The sequence below is a fragment of the Baekduia sp. genome, from assembly GCF_035318805.1.
Classification (GTDB): Bacteria; Actinomycetota; Thermoleophilia; order Solirubrobacterales; family Solirubrobacteraceae; genus Baekduia.
Window position 1 is genome coordinate 1 of the sequence record NZ_DATHDY010000045.1, and the last position, 20,489, is coordinate 20,489.

The window sequence follows — 20,489 nt, forward strand, 5'->3', positions numbered from 1 at the left end:
CTGGTCACCGGCGACGCGGTCACCGAGATCACCAGGCTCAAGGCCGACGACGGCGGCCCCATGGACATCGGCGGTGCCACACTCGCCGCGGCGGCCATGCGGGCCGGGCTGATCGACGAGTACGCGATCGTCACCCATCCGGTCCTGGTGGGCGGCGGCACGCCGTTCTTCACGGCCCTGGACAACTGGGTGAACCTGACCCTGGTGGAGACCCGGACGTTTCCCAACGGCGTGGTCCTGACCAGGTACGAGACCAGGCGCTGAGTGCCCGACGTCGGACCGGCGCGGGCTTCGGGCCGCCCACCCGAGCGGTTTTCTCGCGAGCTCTACTCGGGCTCGACGCGAATGTCGCGCGAGCAGGCCGCCGCGCATCTGAAGACGCCGATCCTCGCGCTCGGTGCGATCACTTGTAAGTCAAGTCGCGTGACGTGGTGCTCGTCCTCTTAAGGTCCCCGCAATGCCTGAAGCCGAGCGTCCGACCCTCTACGACCTCATCGAGGCTCTAGCCAGGCGCACCGAGAAGCGTCGCGCCCATCAGGCAATCCCGCACGCCTCTGTTGACGAGATCGCGCACGCGCTCGGGGAGGCCGACGAGGGCTTGGTTCGGACGTCACTCGATGAAGCGATCAGCGAGGGTTACGTCGCGGAACACCCCGAGTACAAGGACATGTACTACGTTACAGACGCCGGCGATGGCTTCCGCGATGCCGCGGTGTTCAACGGCTAGCCCGGTACCGTGCTCGCGTCGCCCTGACGCGCGTTCAGCTTGGCTCGCAGGGCCTCTCGGCGCCGCTCCGAGAAGTGGGGTCGGTAGACCTGGTTCGTCACGTTGGTGTTCTTGTGGCGGAGTAGGTCCCGGGCTTCCTCGGCGTCGTCGCAGTCCATCGCCGCGCCGTGGCGTAGAGAGTGGAAGTGCGGCAGGTTGAGGTGCTTGCGCGGGACGTCGTTGAGCACGTACCGGCCCTTGGTATTCACGACGAGCCCACCGCGCGCGTCCTGCTCGAACAGCTCGGGGAAGGTGGGCGTGCCGTCCGGCTTGCGGGCACGCTCTTGGGCGCGGTACAGCGCGCGAAGGACGTTGCGTTGATGTAGCGGAGCACCATCGGCGGTGCAGAACACATAGTCCTTCGGGCGGGTGTGCTTGCTGTCGGCCTTGTGCTTGCGGAGCAGCAGCACCGCGGCCCGGGATAGTGGGACGCGGGACTTGCTTTCCTCGGTCTTGGGGCGCACCCGTTCGCCATCGCGGCTCACCTGGTACCTGAAGTCGGCTCCCGCGGTGTCGAAGTCGTCCAGGTCGAGGTCCTCCCACCACCATCCGAGAAGCTCCGATTCGCGCCCGGCCGTGTAGCTCGCTGCCTTGAACAAGGTCCGCCACCGGTCGGTCGTGGCCGCAAGAACCTGGGCCAGCTCGTCGTCCGTGTGGACGCGCCGCTCCGGCGCCTCGCTCACCCTCGCCCGCTCCCCGCGCTCAAGTACCTCGAACGGGTTGTCGCCTCGCCACTTGCACCGGCGGCGCGCGAACTTGAAGATGCGGCTCGCGGCCAGCTCCTGGCGCAGCTTCCTGTGGTCGTCAGCGACCCAGCGTTCCAGGTCTTCATTCAACGCGGCACACCGGCGGTCGTGTCGCGCGACGTCGCCCGGGATGGCGGAGAGGCGGAGGAGGACGAAGGCGAGCCCGGCGAGGATTGCGCCGATCGCGCCGCCAGCAAGTGCGATGAGGATGTCGTGCACGTCGCCGGATGGTTGCCCGCGGAACGGTCGGAATCCCGTTGGGCGGCACCGGTCGTTTCCAAATTGTTTCCAAACGGGCTCAGTCTGGGCCGACGAGGCGCAGGCCCGAAACGACGAAAGCCCCGCGGTTGCGGGGCTTCCGAAAGATGGGCGCGGCGGGTTTCGAACCTGCGACCTCTCGCGTGTGAAGTCCCAAATTGATGAGCAACAGAATGCTTGTTTAGCAGGCATTTCATGGCATCTCACTGTGCCTCTGAGGTGCTCTGAGAGAAGGCAAAAACCGCGCTCGGAAGCGGTTTGGGCCACGGAATCGCCCCGCCGGCCGCGGCTCGTCCGCGAGATTCGGGGGAGGGTGTTTCGGGGTGTCGGTCGACTGGGAGGTGAGCCCGTGCGCTTCGAACCCGACAGCCTGAACGACCCGCTGGAGGACATGCTCCTGGCTGCGGCGGGAGCCGGCGACACGCAGCGCCTGTTGACCGCGGCGGAGGTGGCGGCGGTGCTGCGCGTCGTTCCCGCCTGGGTCTACGACCACGCCGAGCTCCTCGGGGCGGTGCGGTTGGGCACGGGTCGCCAGCGACCGGTCCGCTTCGAGGCGCGAACGGTCGCCGAGCGGCTGCGCGCGTGCGCGGACGGGACGAGCCCGGCGCGTCAGGAGCCGCAGCCTGCGGTGCGGCGGCGCCGAGCGGGGACATCGCGGGCGGCCGACGCGGAGGATCTGCTGCCGGTCCGTCCGCGTCTAGGGGAGGTGCGTCGTGCCCCGTCCAGCTAGCGGTCAGATCGTCGCCCGCGAGCGCCGCGACGGGCTCATCACCTACTCGTTGCGGGTGACGGCGAACCACCGGCGCCAGCGGCTGCACCTCGGCACGCAGGAGGACGGGGGACGGCGGCGCGCGCGGAGCGCGAGCTTCAGGACGTCCTGGCCCGCATCCGGGCCGGCGTCTGGTCGCCGCCGGCCCGGGTGGTGGAGCGGCGGGTGTCTGCGGACCCGACCTTCCACGAGTACGCCACGGCCTACCTGGCCAGCCGCAAGGGCGAGCTGCGCGAGACCTCGCTTGACGATTACGCCTGGCGGCTGTCGTGTCATCTGCTGCCGTTCTTCGCCGAGTACCGCGTATCGGAGATCGACGTCAAGCTCGTCGACGCCTACCGGGCGCACAAGGTGGCCGAGCGCGAGCACATCAAGGACATGATCAAGGCCGGCACCCCGGCGCGCGACGAGTCCGGTCGCCGGATCCGCCCGCTGTGCAACGAGACCATCAACAAGACGTTGGGGCTGCTGGCGTCGATCCTTGACGTCGCGGTCGATCACGAGCTCCTCTCGGCCAACCCGGCGCGGGGACGACGGCGGCGGCTGAAGGCGACGCGTCCGCGGCGGCCGTTCCTGGAGGCCGACGAGGTGCAATCGCTGCTGGCGGCCGCCGAGCAGCTCGATCGCGACAAGGTGCGCCCGAGCGCGCGAGCGATGCAGGTCAAGCAGATGCGCGACGCGTGGAGGCTGACCTACATCGACATCGAGAAGCGCTACAACATCCCTCGCGGCTCGGCGCACTACCTCTACGAGCGTGCCACCAACGACCGTCCGCCGCTGCTGGTGCGCCGCGCGATCGTCGCGGTCCTCGTCGGCTCGGGCCTGCGGGTCGGGGAGATGTGCGCGCTGACGTGGCGCGACGTCAACCTGGACAAGCGCCGCCTGAACGTCACCGACGCCAAGACGCCGACCGGCGTGCGCGAGGTCGAGCTGTCGCCCTGGCTCGTCGACGAGCTGCGGACCTTCCGCGCCGCGATCACCGACCTGGCGCCGGACTCACCGGTGCTGCCGTCGGCGGCCGGCACCGCACGCGACCGCAAGGGCGTGTGCAACAACGTGGTCAAGAAGGCCGTGGCGCGGGCCGACGAGATCCGCGTGGCGGCGGGCGGCTCGCCGCTGCCGCAGGGCATCACGCCGCACGCGCTGCGCTGCACCTACATCTCGCTGCTGCTGGAGTCGGGCCACCCGCTGCCGTACGTGATGGCGCAGGTCGGGCACGCCGACGAGAGCACGACGCTGCAGATCTATGCGCGGGTGATGAAGCGCCGGCCGCGCGAGGCGCAGCATGCGGCGTTCGACGCGCTCATCGTTGGCGGTGGATCATGAGCGGCGCCGTTGGAACAAAAGCTGCACATAGAGTCTGCTCATGTGTAGGATTTGTTCCGATGGCTTCAGGTGTCGAGATCTTGCGGGAGCGGTTCGGCGAGCAGCCGTTCCGTGTCTCCGAGGCCGTGGCCGCCGGTGTGAGCCGCACCGCGCTCCATCGGCTGCGAGAGGCCGGCGAGCTGGTTGCCGTCGGGCGCGGGGTCGTGCAGCTTCCGGGCGCAGGGATGGGGATGTCGTCCGGGTTGGCGGTGGTGTCGGCGCGGGTGCCGCGCGGGGCGATCTGCCTGAACTCGGCGCTGGCGTTCTGGGATCTCAGCGACGAGGTCCCGGAGCGGATCCACGTCGCCGTTCCGCGCGGGGCTCACCGGCCGTCGATCGCCGAGCCGGCGACCCAAGTGCATGTCTTTGATGCTCGGACGTTCGATGTCGAGCGCGAGCAGCAACGCACCGACGCTGATGAGATGTTCTGGATCTACTCGGCCGAGCGCTCGGTGGTCGATGCGATGCGGATGTCGCGGTGGGTGGGGCGAGACGTCGCGCTGCATGCGCTTCGTCGATACATGGACCGCGGCGACGCGAAGCCTGCGCGCCTGGCCGAGATTGCGCGGGAGATCGGCGGGAGTAGTCAGCTGCGGCCCGCGCTAGAGGCGTTGCTCAGTTGAGCGATCGTGCTGCCGAGGCGTTCAGGAGCTTGCAGGCCAGGGCCCGCGCCGAGCACGCGGGCAACACGCAGCCGTTGCTGGTCGTCTACGCGGTCGAGTCCTTCCTGCGGCGGCTGGCGGCGTCGGGCTACGCCGAACGGATGGTGCTCAAGGGCGGGATGCTGATGGCGGCCAGCGGCGTGCGTCGCATGACCCAGGACGCGGATCTCTCGACCCACGGCGTCGCCAACGACGCCGAGCAGGTGCGAAAGATCGTCGCCGGAATCTGCTCATTGGTCCCGGATCCGGACGACGGGATCGTGATCGATCCGGCGAGCATCAGGACCGAGGTCATGCGCGAGGGCGATGAGTACCAGGGCGTGCGCTGCAAGCTCGTCGCCGGCCTGGGTCGAGCGAGGATCCCGTTCGCGCTAGACATCTCCTTCGGGGACCCCGGCACGTCGACGACGATCGAGCTGGCGTCGGTCATCGATCAGCCAGACGTCTTGCTGCGCGCGTATCCACTGGCGCTCAACCTGGCGGAGAAGGTCGTCACCGCCATGCAGCGTCGCGAGACGAGCACCCGCGACCGGGACTTCGCCGACCTGTGGGTGTGCAGCCGTCGCTTCGACTTCGAGGCCATCGAGCTGCTCGGCCATATCCGCGAGGTGGCGGGGCACCGGCAGCAGGCGGTCATGCCGCTGGCCGAGGCGTTGGCGAACATGCCGGATCGCCAGCAGCCCTACGCGGCGATGGTGCGGCGGATGTCCTACCTCGCGCCACCGCCCGAAGGCTGGACCGATCTCATCGCCGACGTGATCGCGTTCGTCGATCCACTCCTGGACGACGAGGACGGGGCGCTGTCGCGATGGAGCTGCGACGGCGCGAGTTGGCGCTGACCGCCGTCGGACATTCTGTGGTCACTGGGGGCGAGTTTCGGGCCGCCGAACCCTAGGGCCATGAGGAGAGCCATCTCTCCGCAACTGAAAAGCGCCCCCGCGCCGCGCTAACGGCCGGGGGCATGGCCCAAGGAGCACTACCTCCATGAGCAGCCCGGACGCTATCCCGTCCCGGGGCGACCTTGTCGTCGTCTCCGACTACCTGCGCGAGATCTTGCGCCAGACCGCGGAGCGCAAGCTGCGCGAGGCATGCGATCTGGCGTTCCCGCCCGACCGCCGCGACGACGTTATTGGCGCCGTCCATCTGGTCGACGCGTTCACCCACGAGCGGGTGACGGCCGACGTCGCGCTGACGCTGATCCCGTTGGCGATCGCCTGGCAGCAGAGCGATGCGACGCCGCCGCACACCAAGTCGGCTCTCGCTCAGAACGAACGAGCGCTATTGCTGATTCGCGAGCTGGTCGAGGTGCGCGACCGCCTCGGCGGCGAGCCGCCCACCGCCGACGACCTCGACGCGATGGAGGGCCGGCGATGAAGGTCACCGGAACGGGCAACCCCGCGTCGCTGACGTTGCGTTTGCGTGAGCGCGAGGTCGCCGGCCTGAAGGAGGAGCTCGGTCACCGAGCGGCGGTCGCCGACGATGCGGCGACGACCCCGGCGGGGCAGATCACGGGAAGCGACGGCCGCCCTCGTCCCGACGACGTCCTGGCGGCGGTGACGACGATGCTGGATCAGCTCGCGGCGACCTCGGCCAACGAGCAGGGCCGCGTCGTGGTGTCGGGCCCGACCTGGCTGCTTGCACCCGCGATCCGCGGAGCGACCGCCGAAGCCGTCGAGCAGCTCGTCTCGGTGCTGCGGCGGTTCACATGCGACGGCGATGCCACGCCCGAGGAGCTTCGTGATGCGATCTCCGCCGCGTAGGCTTGGAGCGAGACGCTGATGGGCTCCGAGCACGTGCAGAAGCACGGGCTTCCGGGCTGATTCGACCAACGCCGGCACCTCTCGCGGGCGTCCCATCGGGACGGCGCGCGGGGTGCCGGCTCGGCTCGAGCAGCCGATGCGTGACTCGTCCCGGGTGGAACCTCAGAGATCGAGTCCGACGTCGTCAAGACCGGCGGGCTCAAGAAGCGGCTCCGCGGCTGGTGCGTCGAGCTCGAGCAGCGCTACCGTCTCGCGCGTCCACGCCTCGCGGGCGCGGAAGGACGCTGGACGACCGCCCAGCCCGCGGCGATACGGCATGTCCGGGTCGAGCACAGCGACGCGGGCATCGTCAGGACCGATCCGGGCCGGCGCTTCGTGCTCGACGCTCAGAGCTGACACGTTCAGGCCGGGGGCGCCGGCGATCATCTCCGCCTGGCTGGACCACCGCTCCACCGCTTCTTCCTGACGCGCGATGTCCTTCTCGATCGCCGCGCGGCGCGAGAGCCGCAGGCGTCCCAGCTCGGCCTGCTCGGCTCGCATCGCTTCGATCCGTCGTCGAGCCGCTTCGATCTCCCGCTGGACGCCGTCGCGGACCTGCTGGGCTCGACCGCCCGCGGCACGGTCGGCGACGTCGAGCGCGAGTTCCTTCCGGCGGCTGGGGGAGAGCATGGCGACGACGTCTTCGCCGACGGCATCGTGGTCGGGTTCAAGGCCGGGAAGCGCACGTTCGACGGAGCCGGGGGAGACGACGTAGAAGCGGGCTTCGGCGCGGTGGCGGCTGAGGGCGGTGTAGCCCCATTCGCGGTAGAGCTCGTCGGAGCCCAGGACGAAGGATCGGTCGACGGTCGCGCCTTGGGCGGCGTGTGCGGTCAAGGCGTAGGCGTAGTCGAGCCAGCCGTCATCTAGGTACTCGGAGGCGAGGGTGCGCTCGGTGCCGTCGGCGACGCGGACCGCAACGCTGCGCGCATCCATATCGACACCTACAACTTTGGCGCGCATGCCGTTGACGACGTCGGCACGGCGGTCGTTGCGTCGGGCGATGACGCGGTCGCCGATGGCGAACGCTCGCGAGCCAGCGAGCAGCTCGTCCTCGCCGAGGCGGCCGTCGCGGTGCATTCGGTCGCGTGCGAGCGCGTTGAGGTCGGCGACGTCGGTGCGACGGTGGGCGATCATCACGGCGTCGTTGGTGTCCGGCCGTCGGGTTGCCTCCCACCAGTCATCGACCAGCGTCTCGCGCAGCTCGTTTGCCGTCGGCCGTGCGACGAGTCGTCCGTGATCGCGGTAGGCATCGCTCCACGCACCAACCTTGCCTTGACGTAGCTGGCCGAGGGCTTCGCGATCCCAGACCTGTGCTTGACGATGAACTTGATGCAGTTCGACCGCTCCGAGTTCACATGCGAGTCGCCGGAACGCGCCGCCGGCGTCTCTCTCCGGGAGCTGGCGGTCGTCGCCGACGAGCACGAGCTTCGACTGCGTGTCAGCAGCGTGGCGTGCGAGCCGGTCGATCGTGTGCGACCCGACCATCCCCGCTTCGTCGACGATCAGGACCGACCCGTTCACGAGGCCATTGCCTTGGTCGATGTCGACGAGCAACCGGGCGATGGTGGTGCTGTCGATGCCGGCCAGCGTCTCCATCTCGACCGCCGCCCGTGCGGCGAGGGCTGTGCCGAAGACGCGGATGCCCTCGGCCTGCCATCCGTCGCGTGCCGCCGAGAGGCCGCGGGTCTTGCCGGTGCCCGCTGCTGCGCGCACGACCTGGACGCCGTCGCCCGAGGTGGTCAGCGCGCGTGTCATCGCCGACTGCTCGGCCGCCAAGTGATCCCGCCTCGCAAGCAGCAGCTCATCCACCTTTCCGGGGTCGAGCACGGCGACTCCTGTGCCGCGACGGGTGACGGCGTCGGAAATTAAGCGCTCTTCCAGAGCGAGCATCTCGGGCGTTGAGTGGCGGGCGCCGCCGAGCTGCTGACGCCGGTTCGCGGGTTCGAGCTGGATGGCGTGATTGGAGGCGAGCCAGCGGTCTGCGAGCGCTTCGAGCCGTTCTACGGTTGCGCCTGCGCGGTGTGCCTCGGCCCAGTCGCGCAGGACGTCGCGGCGGTCGAAGGTGGAGGACTGCTCGGTGATGCCGCCGGGTGCGGCGATCTCCCCGGCCGTTGCCGCCACATCTGGCTGGACAGGACGGCCGGGAGCGCGCCGATCGAGCACGAGCGAGAGGACGTGATGGTCGAGGCCGAACTCTGCGGCACGGGCTCGCCACTCTTCTCGAAGGCGTCCGGCGGGCACGTTGTAGTCCTTGACCTTGCGCGTTTCCAACGCAGCGATCTCGGCGGCGTGGGCGGACCGGCCGCCAACTTGGGCGAGGCGTTCGCGGATCTCCTGGCTGCGGCGCGAGAAGTGCTTGAGGACCTCGTCGTCGATGCCGCTGATCTCAGCGACGCCATTGTGGACGGGCTCCCATTCGACGCCGAGGTTCTGGGTGAGGTGGTGGCGCAGGGCAGCTTGGTAGAGGAAGCCCACGGTGCGCTGATGGGCGTAGAGCGCCCGGCCGTCCAGCGCGGTGTCACGGCCCTCGGCGGTGGTGGTGTTGGCGACCACGGCGTGGGTGTGTAGCTGCGGGTCGCCCGCACGGGAGGTGCGGTGGCGGAACGCGGCGACGGTGAGGCCATCGCCGCGGACGACGCGGTTGCCGTTCTTGCCTCGGCGGGTCCAGGTGGCGTGACGCTCGAGGTAGCCGAGCGCTTCGCGGACCGCGTCATCGTGGGCTTGGCGAGCCGCCGGCGAGATGGTGCGGTCGCCAATGCCGTAGATGACTGAGACCGACTTGGGGGCCGAGAAGGTCAGGTCGTAGGCCAGGACGGTCTTGGGCTTGTTGGCGATCGTGCTGGGCCGGGTGAGCAGGTTAAGGAATTGCTCGTCCTCAACACCACCGGTCAATCCCCGCCCCTCGGCGCCGTGGCCTTCCCATTGGCCTTGGGCTTCGCCGCGATCGGTGTAGTAGTCGTCTTTGCCTTGAGCGACGGTGTCGATGTAGTAGCGCGGGTCGCCTTGTCCGCCGCCGACCTTGCCGATGGAGAGCACGTCTCTTAGTCGATGAGACCTGCCATCTCCCCTCGGACGCATCCGGAGGATGCAGGTGTGTGCCGGTCCTGGTGGTGGGGGCCACCAGAGCCGTGAGGGTGCTGTTCAGTGGTCGTCGCGGACGGGGCGCAGGTGGCGTCGGGACCGTGTGACGTGGCGGTTGATGTTGGTGTGGGTGAGGTCGAGGTGGGCGGTGATCTCGTTGTTGGTGAGGCCGCCGAGGTGCAGCAGGAGATGCGTTGGCGGTGGGTGGTCATGGTCGCCAGAGCGTGCAGCCACGCGAAGAGGGTGGGGCAGCGGTCGGCCTGGTGGCGCATGAGCTGCAGCCACCGCTCGGCAGAGGAAGGTGACCGCGGTCATCCGCGCTCACGTCGCCGACATGCCGGCGGCGCAGGCCGCGAACCGCATCGAGTTGTACGTGAGCGAGTACTCCACCACCAAGCTGGCCTACGCCGGCACGCCGGACGGGACGAGCCAGGTCGGCTACGCGCGCCTGCAGGGTCCAGTCAGTCGCCCGCGCCGGTGGCGAACGGGGCGAGCGTCTCGTCAGCCGCTTGGTGACGTGCGAAGTGCGACGCAGGTGCTCGGCTGGCACACGCGGCGGGGTGGTCGCTGGCCGTTCTTATGGTGCTTGACGGACTGGGAGTCGCGCCTCGTCTCCGCGAGCCCGGATCGACGAGGTCTCGATGCTGCACTCGCGGCAGTCGGCGGATCTGCGGGGGATGCTCGTGGTGAGCTTTCCGGTGCGGGTCTCGTACCGGCGGTAGTCGCCGTCCACATCGGATGGCTGGAGCAGTCCGGTGACAGTCAACATGAAGTGGTCGGTGGCGTCGGCGACGCCGCGGGCGTTGAGGGTGATGACGCTCGGCGCGGGCGCGTCGTCCATCGGGAGGTAGCGCTGGGCGCGCCGGACGGTGTCGGGCAGCGACTCGTCGGTCAGCTTGCTGGGCTGGATCAGCTCGTTGCACCAGAGGCAGCCGTGGTCGGGGGTGACCGGTCGCACGATCGAGGCGATCTTGCCGATCTCGCCGTCGCCGCCGACCGCGACGTGGCTGCCGACCTGGACGCCTGGGATCAGGTACTGGTGCACGAGGGCGTTGAAGACCGAGCGAGCGGTGTGGCTGTCGGCGGCGAGGAACAGGTAATCGCAGTCGACGAGCTGCTGCGCGATCTCGGCGTCGGCGATGTCACCGCGGAGCGAGTCGACGACGATGCCGCGCCGCGCGCGGCGAGCGACGCGCTTGGAGAGCCGGACCTTCGGGGTGGCGAGGCGTCGGCCCAACCGCTGAAGGGCGGCAGGTCGGCCGGCGGCGGTGAGCCACGTCATGGCGTCGCGGCGCGTGCTCTCCGGCAGCCGCGGCAGGTTGGTGATGTCGACGCGCTCGGGGTCGACGACGACAAGGTGGCCGACGCCGAGCCGCGCCAGCGCCGCGACGATCGGCAGGCCGACGCCGCCGGCGCCGATGACGCCGACCTTCAGGCGCATGAGGGTCGCCTGCCCGGCGTTGCCGTAGATGCGGGCCTGGCGGTCGTCGATCTCGGCGCGGTCTGGCGGCGCAGCTCCGGGCCGGGCGTAGATGCGCTCGATGTTGCGACCCAGGATGACCGTCTCGCCGATGGCGTGTCGCGTGCCGTGCGGCATCCAGATGTCGCCGGCGAGCGCGTCGTTGGCGAGGACCAGTGCGCCGACCGGCATGCCCTTGGCGATGTCCAGCAGGGCCGGGTACCCGCGCTCGTGCGAGCGGCGGTCGGGCTCGGAGAACTCGACCGCGCCTCGGCCGCCGTGGTTGTGGACCGCGAGGTAGACCATCCGCTCGTCGCGGCAGTGGCGGATGTGCTGGTTGACGAACTCCGGCGTCAGCCGGCGGTAGGCGCGGCTGCCGGGAACGAAGTCGACGCCGTCGACGGCGAGGAAGGCCTCGCGAGCGAGGAGCCGCACCCCGCGCGAGGTGCGGACGATTCCGGCGCTGATCACGGCGCCGTGCTCGTCGCCGTCGCCAGGGAAGAGATGGGCGTCGAGCTGGTTGGCCAGGTCGGCGGGGATGACGAGCTGCAGGGCGTCATCCCCGGTACCGGCCGGCAGGAAGCCCGGCCGGCGGCTCATGCTGCGCTCCCGACGGGCTGGGCCTCGTCGGCGAACCAGCCGACGATCCGCATCAGCTTGAGCGCGGCGGTGTCGCGGCTGGGGTTCCAGTGGTTGGAGCGTCGGGACAGCATCGTCGCCGGCCGCTCGAAGCCCGGCATCACCTGGCCGGCGTTCAACGGCGACATCAAAGGCGTGCCGTCCGCGCGAGCCAGGTCGGGCCGCACGAAGTGCGGGTAGACGTCGCCGAGGGGGTGGTTGAACGGGATCGTGAAGCCGATCCAACTGCGCTCAGGGGTGAACGCTGGGCCGAGGTCCAGATCCTCGACGATCACGTGCACGCCGCCGTCGCCGGTCTCCATGGTCTCGACGGCATGGCCGTCGAACGCGCGGCGCACCGCCGCGAGCGCCTTCTCGACATCGGGGGTCATGACGCGACCTAGGAGTTGTCGTCGCCGTCGTTGGCCAGGAAGCGGCTCGAGTCCTTGAGCTTGATCTCGTCGTCGTTCCCGATGTTCTTGGTGCGGCCGTCCTTGAGCTCCTCGACGAGCACGAAGTCGATCTCGATCTTCACGCCGGCGTCGATGGCCTGCTGCTTGATCGCGAGGCCCATCGCGTGGTCGTCCGGCATGTGGACGGGCTGCTCGTTGACGTGAATCGTCGTCGGCTTCGGCTTCGGGCCGTGGCCGCCGTGGTCAGTCGGGGTGTCCTGGGTGGTGTTGACGTTCGTCATGGGGATCTCCAGTTGTGGGGAGGAGAGGGGCCGAGGAGAACTCTAGCAGAAATATGTACCGAAGAGGTACATGAGTTCTACCCGTCCGGTAAAACGTCTAACCTGCCCGGTAAACCCCTTCGCAGCCGCCCGTGGACGTCGCCTTCGAGAACCGCCGCCTTCATCGCCTCTGTGCCTCGGCCCAGGAGCTTCGGCGTGCGCTCGGCGCGCGGGGCGAGCGCCGGCTGCGGGCCCACATCAAGTCGCTGCTGGCGGCGGAGTCGCTGGAGGAGTTCCGATCGCTGCCGGGCCGGTGCTGCGAACTGCCGGGCGGGCGCTACGCGCTCGAGCTCGGCAAAGGCAAGCGCTTGACGTTCCGCTGCACGGCGTCCGACGACGGTGTCGTGTGGGCCGCGGTGCGCTCGATCGTGCTGATCGACATCGAGGAGCAAGGGTGACCGACGACGACAAGGTGACTACATGACCGTTACGCCAACGCCCTTCGCCCCGGACTGGGCGAGCCCACCCGGAGACACCCTTCAGGAGCTGCTTGAGGAGCGGTCGATGACCCAGACGGAGCTCGCGGAGCGCCTCGGGGTGACCCTCAAGCACGTCAACCGTGTGGTGAAGGGCGCGGCGTCGCTCTCGCCCGAGATGGCGCTCGGACTCGAGAAGGTCTTCGGTGTCACCGCCGCGTTCTGGATGACGCGCGAGGCGCACTACCAGGCTGACAAGGCCCGCATCTCTCAACGCGAGCAGTTCGCCGGCGCCGTCGAGTGGGCGAAGAGGTTCCCGCTCGCCGAGATGCGGAAGCGAGGCCGCTTGGCCAGAGGCCTCGATGGCGCCGAGCTCGTGGAGAGCTTGGTCACCTTCCTCGGCGTCGCGGCGCCCGACCAGTGGCGACAGCAGCAGGTGGCCTACCGCAAGTCGCAGAAGTTCGAGAGCGACGAGTACGCGTTGTCGGCCTGGTTGCGAGAGGGAGAGCTCGCCGCAGCCGAGATCGACTGTCAGCCCTACGACGAGGAGCGCTTCATCGAAGCGCTGCAGGCCGTCCGCGCGCTCACCTGCGACGAGGATCCGGCCGACTGGTTCCCGGCACTGCAGGAGCGGTGCGCCGCCGCCGGTGTCGCCGTCGTCGTCGTCGAGGCCTACAAAGGCGTCAAGGCGAACGGTGCCACCAGATGGCTGTCACCGGAGAAGGCGCTCATCCAGCTCAGCCTCCGCCACGCGTGGATCGACATCTTCTGGTTCAGCTTCTTCCACGAGGCGGGACACGTCGTGCTGCACCGCAAGAAGGGCATCTTCGTCGAGGTCCCGCCGAAGGATCGAAGCGACGACCCGCAAGAGCGACAACTCGAAGACGAGGCCGATCGCTTCGCGTCGCGAACGTTGATCCCGCCCACCTTCGACCGTCGGCTCAAGTCACTGGCGGCCACCGACGTGCCGGCCTTCGCGAAAACGATCGGGGTGTCGCCGGCGATCGTAGTCGGACGGCTTATGCACGACGGCCTCCTGCCCTGGAACAGCCGGCTCGGCAATCAATACCGAGCTCGCCTGAAGCACGCGGCGTGAGTCCTCACTCAAATGGCGCTCGCCCGGCCGGCAATCGGCCATGCGTCGGCGCGACGTATCCCGACGTGTGGCGGCATCGAGGCATCGTCGACTTGCCAGTCGAGTCGCTCGACCACGGCCTCGACACCAACTAGAGCACTTGTCCGAGTACTTGAACACTCGCTGCCTTGGAGAATCTGCGCTGGTAGAACTCGTCCGCCGTGTCTACGCTGGCGACCTCCACGAGACCCGGGCGCTGGAGTGGAAGCGGACACTAGATCTATCCGCACCCGAGCACCGGTTCGTGCTCGCGAAGCAGATCCTTGGCTTCGGTAACCGCTCGCTCGTCGACGCCAGCCGCGCCTTCGGCGGCTACTCGTACATGTTGGTCGGTGTTGAGCCCGGACACCTGCACGGCGTCGAGGTGATCGATCCGGCGAAGCTGTCCGACATCGTCCGGCCTTACGTCGCCGGCGGGCGACCTTCGTGGGCGCCGACCTACGTGAGCGTGGACGGTGTCGAAGTTCTTGTCGTTGAAATCGCGCCGCCTCAGCCTGGCGACCGTATCTGCTGCCTCATGAAGACGTACGAGTCCGCCAAGGTGGGCTTGGTCTACGTCCGGCGGGAAGGACAGACCGAGCAGGCCGATCCGCACGAGATCCGCGAGCTGGAAGAGCGGCTGCTGAGCCGGAGTGCTGAGGAGGCCCGTCGCGTCGCACAGCGGGAAGAGGGGCTGATCGCGGCCGCTACCGCTCAGGGCGCTGCTCTAGAGGCACGGGTCAGGCAGAGCGCCGAGGTCCGAGCACGGCAGCGCGCGCCGAGGCTCGAGCAGAGCACTGCCGCGCCGTTTTTTTCCTTTGCGGAACCCCACCGCATGGAAGGCCGCCTGAAGAACACCGGCGAGTCCGCAGCGTCCGTCAGCCACGTTCGCCTCCACCGCGAAGGCGGGGGAGCAGTGCCCGGCGGAATCCGCTCGATCTACCCGAGCGGCAGCTCGTCACCCGAGCTGCCGGCCGATGTGCCTCCGGGGATCGACCTCGGCCTGGTCTTCGACCACGCGGTCCTGACCGGGGTCGCGAACGAGCAATTGATCGTAGTGCTGGAATACGAAGACGACAGCGGGTTCCACTGGAAGGCGGAGGTGCCGCTGCACCGCCACGGCAAGGACCATCTCGATCACCAGCGGTGGAGAGTCGGCGACGCGACGGCCCGCATGCTCTAGGCACTCCCTGGCGCCGGCCGCGCGCCGCGGTTAGCGGGCTCGGCTCGGCATCAGCCGGCGCCACCGCGGCGCACGACGCTGCGACCGCCATGCGGGTTGAGGGTGCTCGTCCAGCCACCTCCGCAGAGGGCTGCCGGTTGCCAGCGGTGTCGGATCGCCCTGTCCGAGGAGCTCGATGGTCTCTTTCGGCGTCGGGAACGACCGCGGCGGGAGCTCATCCCCACGCAGCCAGGCGGCCAGCGCAATCCGGGCATTGCCGATTGCTCGCATCGCCACCTTCCGCATGGGCCCGATCTTGAGGTCGTCGTCGTGCTCTCGGTCCATCAACTCCAACAAGATCGTGCCGACCGCCTTGTAACGCTCCTCAAGCTCGTCGTCGTCAAGGTGCGGAGTGAGCCGGACCCAACCGTGCTCCCATTCACGATGAGCCGCCGCCCACCGCGACCCGTCGGGCGGCGCGTCGGCCTGAACGAACACCTGAGCCTCGACGAGCGCGACGTCTAGGGGCTGGACGACGAGGCTTTGGCGCACGTACTCGTCGCGTTCTCATTGCCACCGCTGCTGGTTGATGCCACCGAGGAGCGTGCCTCCGTATCCGAGGACGGCGCCGACGGCAACCGGGATGAGGGTGCTCCAGAGCGAACTGCTCTGCGAGCACTGGTCGCTGGTGGTGATGCACACATGAAGTTCGGCGAGCACGCACGCACGCTAGGCGCCGGGCCCGACGGACCTGGGGGGCTGCCCATCCGCTTTCAGCCTCTCAAGACCTCCAATTGGTGCGTCCGCAGGGGGTCCGATCCTCCGCTCCGCGTCGCACCATCAGGTCCGCGATGACCAGCGTCCATCGGCTTTCCCGGAGACCCGGTGACCGTCCTCGGCTTCCATGGTGATGAAGGGGTTGCGGGGTCTTGAGTTCGAGGCAGCCGTCGACGTCAGTCGAGCGAACCCCGAGGCAAGCCATGAGCGAACATCGCGCAGGGCGGCGATCGATGACGGCGACGCCTGGATGTACTCTGCGCCCATGACCCGAGTTTCGGCCAACGTTTCGGCCAAAGCAGGGGTTTCGCCTCCGCGAGCTTGGACGCCCCGACGCAGAAGGCCCCGCAGAGCAGGGCCTTCCAACATGGGCGCGGCGGGTTTCGAACCTGCGACCTCTCGCGTGTGAAGCGAGCGCTCTCCCACTGAGCTACGCGCCCTCGTAGCGGGGGATGGTAACGGCCGCGGGGGGTCGTGGGAGTCCCGCCGGTCGGCGGGCGTCCCCTACGCTGGAGCGATGTCGAGCACCACGCCGCAGTTCTCCAAGGGGAGCGACACCGGAGGTCGGTTCGTCCGCCAGGAGAGCCGCTTCCGGGAGCAGGTCACCAAGCGGCCCGAGCCGGGGCGCTACCACCTGTACGTGTCGCTGGCGTGCCCGTGGGCGTCGCGGACGGTGATCGTGCGCCAGATCAAGGGGCTCGAGGACGTGCTGCCGATGACCGTCGTGGACCCCCTGCGCGACGAGCGCGGCTGGCGCTTCACCGCCGAGGAGCCGGACCCCGTCAACGGCTACGCCTTCCTGGCAGAGGCCTACCTAGCGACCGACCCGGCGTACGGCGATCGCGTCACCGTGCCGGTCCTGTACGACACGGTGCAGCGGCGGATCGTCAACAACGAGAGCGCCGACATCGTCCGGATGCTCAACGCGTGGAGCGATCAGGGCCCGGACCTCTACGCCGAGGATCTGCGCACGGCGATCGACGAGGTCAACGAGCGCGTCTACCACTCGGTCAACAACGGCGTCTACCGCGCCGGCTTCGCGACGACGCAGGCCGCCTACGAGGAGGCCTTCGACGAGCTGTTCGCCACCCTGGGCTGGCTCGACGACCGCCTGGCGACGCGCCGCTATCTGCTCGGCGACCAGATCACCGAGGCGGACTGGCGCCTGTTCGTCACGCTCGTGCGGTTCGACTCGGTCTACGTCGGCCACTTCAAGTGCAACCTGCGCCGCATCGTCGACTACGCCCATCTCTCGGGCTACCTGCGCGACCTCTACCAGCGCCCCGGCATCGCCGATACGGTCGACTTCGACCACATCAAGCGCCACTACTACATGACGCATCCGCAGCTCAACCCGACGCGGATCGTGCCCAAGGGCCCGGAGCTCGACCTGTGGGCGCCGCACGATCGCGAGTCGGTCGAGCAGGGCTCGACGCTGTAGATCCGCGTCGTCGCTCCTGCGCTTCGCGGCCGCGCTGGCCACGGCCCGCCCGTAGCCTTCCGCACAGGTTCGGCGGCCGTTTCGGTGCGGAAACGCTCGCTGGGCACCGCTGAGCGCTCTGAAGGAGTAACCGTGGGCCATGAAGGCGCGTCGGATCCGCGCGACCTTCGCGGCGGCTGTGGGGCTGGCCGGGCTCGCAGGGGGCCTGGCCCTGGGGGAGTCCGCGGCACAGGACGCCGCGACGGGACCGTCCGTTCCCAGCGACCAGGGCGTCCTGGTCGCTCCGCGGACGGTCCCGCCCGATCCCCATGTCCCGCCCGGCGCGACCGCGACGGCGCAGGATCCACCGCCGACGACGACGACCGAGACGGTCACGATCCCGCAGGTCACCGGCCCGCCCATCACGACGACCACCACGGCCACGAGCGTCGTGCCGTGGCCGGTCACGGGCGCCGGGGTCGGCAACGCCGCGCTCCAGGGATACGACCAGAAGCGCCACGAGGCGGCCCGCAGCTGCGACGCCAAGCCGGAGGCGACGAGCGGCCTGCTGGGCGTCGACAGCTCGGTCTCCGGCCGCGACCATCGCCTGTGGACGTGGATCATCCTCGCGATCACCGCCACGGCGGCCGCGATCGCGCTCGTCGCGTTCCTCGCCCGCCGCCGGCGCACCGCGGCGGCCGGCGCGCGCAAGACGAGCTTGGAGCTCGTCGCGGCCTCGGTCGCGATCGCCGGGACGCTCGCGGGCCTGGCGTCGACGTTCATCCCCGGCGTCGGGGTGCGAGACCATCCGCCGCCGCAGGTCTCGATGGAGGTGCGCGAGGTTCACGCACGCGTGACGCACGGCGCCTACGACGACGCGCTCGGGCCGCGCCACGGTGCGACGCGGGTGGTGGGCGCCACGACGGCATCCGCCGCCGTGGCGCAGCTGAGCCCCGAGGCCCGGCGCCGTCGGAGGGAGCGAGCGGCCAAGAGCGCCGCGCTGGATCGGCTCGAGATCGGCCACGTCGTCTGGCTCGAGCTGCAGTTCACCGGATACCGCGGCCGCAAGCTCCGGCTCCAGTGGGGGCTGTTCGGCCCGGGCGCCGGGTCGTCGCTCATCCCCGGGACCGAGCGCTACATCGGCCTGGACGTCGACGACGGCAGCGACGTGCACTCGAAGTTCCTGCCAATCTGGCTCGGCACGCCGCGGCGCGAGCGCTTCCGGGCCGAGTTCCGGCTCCTCGATCACGGCGAGGTCCGGCAGATGGCGCGCACGGGCGACATGCGCGGCGTGACCTTCCGCTACGCGTGCCGGCCGCCGCGGCGCGGGTAGGGGTGCCGTAGGCGGCCAGCGAGGCCGAGGCCCACGACGGCCGGCCGTCGCCGCCGGAGGTGGGTCCCCAGTCGCGATAGCGACACGGTCTCCTAACGCCCGGCGAGGTAGACTCGATGACGGACCGTGCTAGGCGGGGAGGTAGCGGTGCCCTGTCGCTCGCAATCCGCTCTAGCGAGGCTGAATCCCCGATCGAGGGATGTTGGCCAACGGGGTCTGTGCGCCGTGGCGGCGCTGATGGCCCGGGTCCCGCGCGGCGTCGGCTCGTGAACCAGGTCAGGTCCGGAAGGAAGCAGCCTTAAGCGATCACCGGCGGGCGCAGCGGGAGTTCCCGGTGCCGGAGCCGCCCTCCGGCGCAACGCCCGTAGACCGCATCACGAGATCGGGTGCACGGTCCACTACCTGCGACGAAGGCCCCGCCGGTTCCGGCGGGGCCTTCGCTGTTTCGTGAGCCTTTTGCGACGGCTCTGCGACGGGGCCTGGCCCCGTTACGCGCTGGTGACGGGGTCAGACCCCGGGTCAGGCGGCGTGGGCCAGGGCGGGCTCGGGCGAGGCGGTCTGCGCGGCATGCTCGCCGCGCTTCAGCCCGGGGATGAACAGGGCCGTGATCGCGCCGAGCCCGAGGACGGCGGCGCCGATCGGCAGCGCGGCGTTCATGCCGTCGACGTACTCCTGCGGCGAGGCGTAGGAGCCGTTGGCGGTGAACACCGACGCGAGGACCGCCACGCCGAGGACGCCGCCGAGCTCGCGGATCGCGTTGGTCGCGCCCGAGGCCTGGCCGGCCTCCTCGGGACGGACCGACCCGAGGACCGCGTTGGCCGCCGGCGCGAACACCAGCGCCATCCCGGTGCCGGCGAGGATGAACGGCACCAGCAGCGCGGCGTAGGCGACGTCCGGGGTGGTCACCGCGGCCAGCCAGGCGATCGCGATCGCCTGCAGCGCCAAGCCGCCGGCCATCAGCGGACGGGCGCCGATGCGGTCGCTCAGCACACCGGCGACCGGCGCGACGAACATCGGCATGATCGTCCACGGCAGCACCCGCAGGCCGGACTGCAGCGGCGACAGGCCCTGCGTCGTCTGGAAGAACTGCGACAGCAGGAAGATCGAGCCGAACACGCCGAAGAACATCGCCAGCGACGTGCCGTTGGTCGCGCTGAAGGCCCGCGAGCGGAAGAACCGCAGCGGCAGCATCGGCGCCGGGGCGCGGCTCTCCCAGGCGACGAACCCGGCGAGCAGGACGGCGCCCGCGCCGATCGAGGCGAGGATCGGCGTCGAGGTCCAGCCCAGCGCCTCGCCGCGCACGATCCCGAAGACGACGCCCAGCAGGCCGGCGCCGGCGAGGCCGATGCCTGGCAGGTCCATGCGGTTGGCCGGACCGCGCGACTCCGTCAGGTAGCGCGCCGACAGCGGGACGAGCGCGAGGCCGATGGGCACGTTGAGCCAGAAGATCCAGTGCCAGGAGATGCCGTCGACGACCGCGCCGCCGACGACCGGCCCGAGCGCGACGCCGAGGCCGCTGATCCCCGACCAGGCGCCCAGCGCCAGGCCGCGCTTGGCGACCGGCACCGCTGCCGACAGCAGCGTCAGCGTGAGCGGCAGGACGACGGCCGCGCCGACGCCCTGGGCCGCACGGGCGGCCACGAGCGCGCCCGTGGTCGGCGCGAGCGCCGCCGCGGCGCTCGACACGGTGAACAGCCCGACGCCGATGCCGAACATGCGCCGCCGGCCGAAGCGGTCGCCGAGGGCGGCGCCCGTGAGCAGCAGCACGGCGAAGGCCAAGGTGTAGGCGTTGACGGTCCACTCCAGCGACTCGAGCGAGGCGCCGAGGTCGGTCTTGATCGTCGGGAGCGCGGTGCTGACGACGAGGTTGTCGAGCGTGACCATGAACAGCGCCACGCTGACGATCGCGAAGGTCCATCCGGCGCGGGGACGCCGGACGGCGGACTGCAGGGGAGGGGTCATCTCGGCCTCCTGGACCGGTGTATGGATGAGTGAGCGGTCACTCACTCGA

The 20,489-nt window shown here is 69.8% G+C and carries 22 protein-coding genes, 1 tRNA gene and 1 other RNA gene; 14 read left to right on the forward strand and 10 right to left on the reverse strand.

The annotated features are described in order from the left end of the window. Positions 1 to 264, forward strand: a 264-nt coding sequence (locus VK501_RS10425) for a dihydrofolate reductase family protein (protein ID WP_324337329.1), incomplete at its 5' end; no start/stop codon positions are given. A 193-nt stretch (positions 265 to 457) separates the two neighbouring features. Next, positions 458 to 727, forward strand: coding sequence for a hypothetical protein (locus VK501_RS10430; protein ID WP_324337331.1), 270 nt, complete (start codon positions 458 to 460; stop codon positions 725 to 727). Here the strand turns inward: VK501_RS10430 and VK501_RS10435 are convergent. After that, positions 724 to 1,731, reverse strand: coding sequence for a site-specific integrase (locus VK501_RS10435; RefSeq protein WP_324337333.1), 1,008 nt, complete (start codon positions 1,729 to 1,731; stop codon positions 724 to 726). The genes VK501_RS10430 and VK501_RS10435 overlap by 4 nt on opposite strands. 388 nt (positions 1,732 to 2,119) lie before the next feature. On the opposite strand from VK501_RS10435, the gene VK501_RS10440 reads away from it, so the two are divergent. The 6 genes from VK501_RS10440 to VK501_RS10465 all read left to right on the forward strand — a co-directional run bounded on the left by VK501_RS10440 (position 2,120) and on the right by VK501_RS10465 (position 6,326). Further along, a complete protein-coding gene (locus VK501_RS10440) occupies positions 2,120 to 2,500 on the forward strand; it encodes a hypothetical protein (RefSeq protein ID WP_324337335.1) in 381 nt (126 codons plus the stop codon). A gap of 204 nt (positions 2,501 to 2,704) precedes the next feature. Then, positions 2,705 to 3,865, forward strand: a complete 1,161-nt coding sequence (locus tag VK501_RS10445; protein ID WP_324337337.1) for a tyrosine-type recombinase/integrase — start codon at positions 2,705 to 2,707, stop codon at positions 3,863 to 3,865. Positions 3,866 to 3,924: 59 nt separating this feature from the next. Continuing rightward, on the forward strand, positions 3,925 to 4,527 hold the full coding sequence (locus VK501_RS10450; protein WP_324337340.1) for a type IV toxin-antitoxin system AbiEi family antitoxin domain-containing protein: 603 nt from the start codon (positions 3,925 to 3,927) through the stop codon (positions 4,525 to 4,527). Continuing rightward, entirely contained in the window at positions 4,524 to 5,405 is an 882-nt protein-coding gene (locus tag VK501_RS10455; protein ID WP_324337342.1) for a nucleotidyl transferase AbiEii/AbiGii toxin family protein, read from the forward strand. The genes VK501_RS10450 and VK501_RS10455 overlap by 4 nt, the downstream gene beginning before the upstream one ends. Before the next feature lie 145 nt (positions 5,406 to 5,550). Continuing rightward, positions 5,551 to 5,940 (forward strand): hypothetical protein, encoded by a 390-nt coding sequence (locus VK501_RS10460; RefSeq protein ID WP_324337344.1) that lies wholly within the window; start codon positions 5,551 to 5,553, stop codon positions 5,938 to 5,940. Beyond that, complete coding sequence (locus VK501_RS10465) at positions 5,937 to 6,326, forward strand: hypothetical protein (RefSeq protein WP_324337345.1); 390 nt, start codon at positions 5,937 to 5,939, stop codon at positions 6,324 to 6,326. The genes VK501_RS10460 and VK501_RS10465 overlap by 4 nt, the downstream gene beginning before the upstream one ends. A gap of 162 nt (positions 6,327 to 6,488) precedes the next feature. Here the strand turns inward: VK501_RS10465 and mobF are convergent, their stop codons facing one another. From mobF to VK501_RS10490, 5 genes are all read right to left on the reverse strand, one after another. Then, entirely contained in the window at positions 6,489 to 9,401 is a 2,913-nt protein-coding gene (gene mobF / locus VK501_RS10470; protein ID WP_324337348.1) for a MobF family relaxase, read from the reverse strand. A 105-nt stretch (positions 9,402 to 9,506) separates the two neighbouring features. After that, the gene (locus VK501_RS10475; protein WP_324337350.1) at positions 9,507 to 9,680 is read right to left on the reverse strand and encodes a hypothetical protein; all 174 of its coding nucleotides are present in this window, start codon (positions 9,678 to 9,680) and stop codon (positions 9,507 to 9,509) included. A 343-nt stretch (positions 9,681 to 10,023) separates the two neighbouring features. Further along, positions 10,024 to 11,505 (reverse strand): ThiF family adenylyltransferase, encoded by a 1,482-nt coding sequence (locus VK501_RS10480; protein ID WP_324337351.1) that lies wholly within the window; start codon positions 11,503 to 11,505, stop codon positions 10,024 to 10,026. Then, positions 11,502 to 11,915: a hypothetical protein gene (locus tag VK501_RS10485; protein WP_324337354.1), complete on the reverse strand. Its 414-nt coding sequence runs from the start codon at positions 11,913 to 11,915 to the stop codon at positions 11,502 to 11,504. Before VK501_RS10485 ends, VK501_RS10480 begins: the two co-directional genes overlap by 4 nt. A gap of 8 nt (positions 11,916 to 11,923) precedes the next feature. Further along, the gene (locus VK501_RS10490; protein ID WP_324337356.1) at positions 11,924 to 12,217 is read right to left on the reverse strand and encodes a multiubiquitin domain-containing protein; all 294 of its coding nucleotides are present in this window, start codon (positions 12,215 to 12,217) and stop codon (positions 11,924 to 11,926) included. A gap of 131 nt (positions 12,218 to 12,348) precedes the next feature. On the opposite strand from VK501_RS10490, the gene VK501_RS10495 reads away from it, so the two are divergent. The 3 genes from VK501_RS10495 (at position 12,349) to VK501_RS10505 (ending at position 14,969) form a co-directional block, all read left to right on the forward strand. After that, a complete protein-coding gene (locus VK501_RS10495; protein ID WP_324337358.1) occupies positions 12,349 to 12,654 on the forward strand; it encodes a hypothetical protein in 306 nt (101 codons plus the stop codon). 22 nt (positions 12,655 to 12,676) lie between these two features. Next, positions 12,677 to 13,768: a HigA family addiction module antitoxin gene (locus VK501_RS10500; RefSeq protein WP_324337360.1), complete on the forward strand. Its 1,092-nt coding sequence runs from the start codon at positions 12,677 to 12,679 to the stop codon at positions 13,766 to 13,768. 283 nt (positions 13,769 to 14,051) lie between these two features. Next, positions 14,052 to 14,969, forward strand: a complete 918-nt coding sequence (locus tag VK501_RS10505; protein WP_324337361.1) for a hypothetical protein — start codon at positions 14,052 to 14,054, stop codon at positions 14,967 to 14,969. A 30-nt stretch (positions 14,970 to 14,999) separates the two neighbouring features. Here VK501_RS10505 and VK501_RS10510 read toward each other — a convergent pair whose 3' ends face one another. The 3 genes from VK501_RS10510 to VK501_RS10520 all read right to left on the reverse strand — a co-directional run bounded on the left by VK501_RS10510 (position 15,000) and on the right by VK501_RS10520 (position 16,165). After that, positions 15,000 to 15,500 carry a hypothetical protein gene (locus VK501_RS10510; protein WP_324337362.1) on the reverse strand — a complete coding sequence of 167 codons (501 nt, stop codon included), beginning with the start codon at positions 15,498 to 15,500 and terminating at the stop codon, positions 15,000 to 15,002. Between the two features lie 15 nt (positions 15,501 to 15,515). Next, positions 15,516 to 15,668 (reverse strand): hypothetical protein, encoded by a 153-nt coding sequence (locus tag VK501_RS10515; RefSeq protein ID WP_324337364.1) that lies wholly within the window; start codon positions 15,666 to 15,668, stop codon positions 15,516 to 15,518. Between the two features lie 425 nt (positions 15,669 to 16,093). After that, positions 16,094 to 16,165 (reverse strand) — tRNA-Val (locus VK501_RS10520). Positions 16,166 to 16,242: 77 nt separating this feature from the next. Between VK501_RS10520 and VK501_RS10525 the strand changes: the two genes are divergently transcribed. The 3 genes from VK501_RS10525 to ffs all read left to right on the forward strand — a co-directional run bounded on the left by VK501_RS10525 (position 16,243) and on the right by ffs (position 18,872). After that, positions 16,243 to 17,166 (forward strand): glutathione S-transferase family protein, encoded by a 924-nt coding sequence (locus VK501_RS10525; protein WP_324337366.1) that lies wholly within the window; start codon positions 16,243 to 16,245, stop codon positions 17,164 to 17,166. Between the two features lie 139 nt (positions 17,167 to 17,305). Continuing rightward, positions 17,306 to 18,478, forward strand: coding sequence for a hypothetical protein (locus VK501_RS10530; protein WP_324337367.1), 1,173 nt, complete (start codon positions 17,306 to 17,308; stop codon positions 18,476 to 18,478). A 124-nt stretch (positions 18,479 to 18,602) separates the two neighbouring features. Continuing rightward, positions 18,603 to 18,872, forward strand: an RNA gene (gene ffs / locus VK501_RS10535) — signal recognition particle sRNA large type. Positions 18,873 to 18,997: 125 nt separating this feature from the next. On the opposite strand, the gene VK501_RS10540 is transcribed toward ffs, so the two are convergent. Further along, on the reverse strand, positions 18,998 to 20,440 hold the full coding sequence (locus tag VK501_RS10540; RefSeq protein ID WP_324337368.1) for a DHA2 family efflux MFS transporter permease subunit: 1,443 nt from the start codon (positions 20,438 to 20,440) through the stop codon (positions 18,998 to 19,000). Positions 20,441 to 20,489 lie beyond the last annotated feature (49 nt).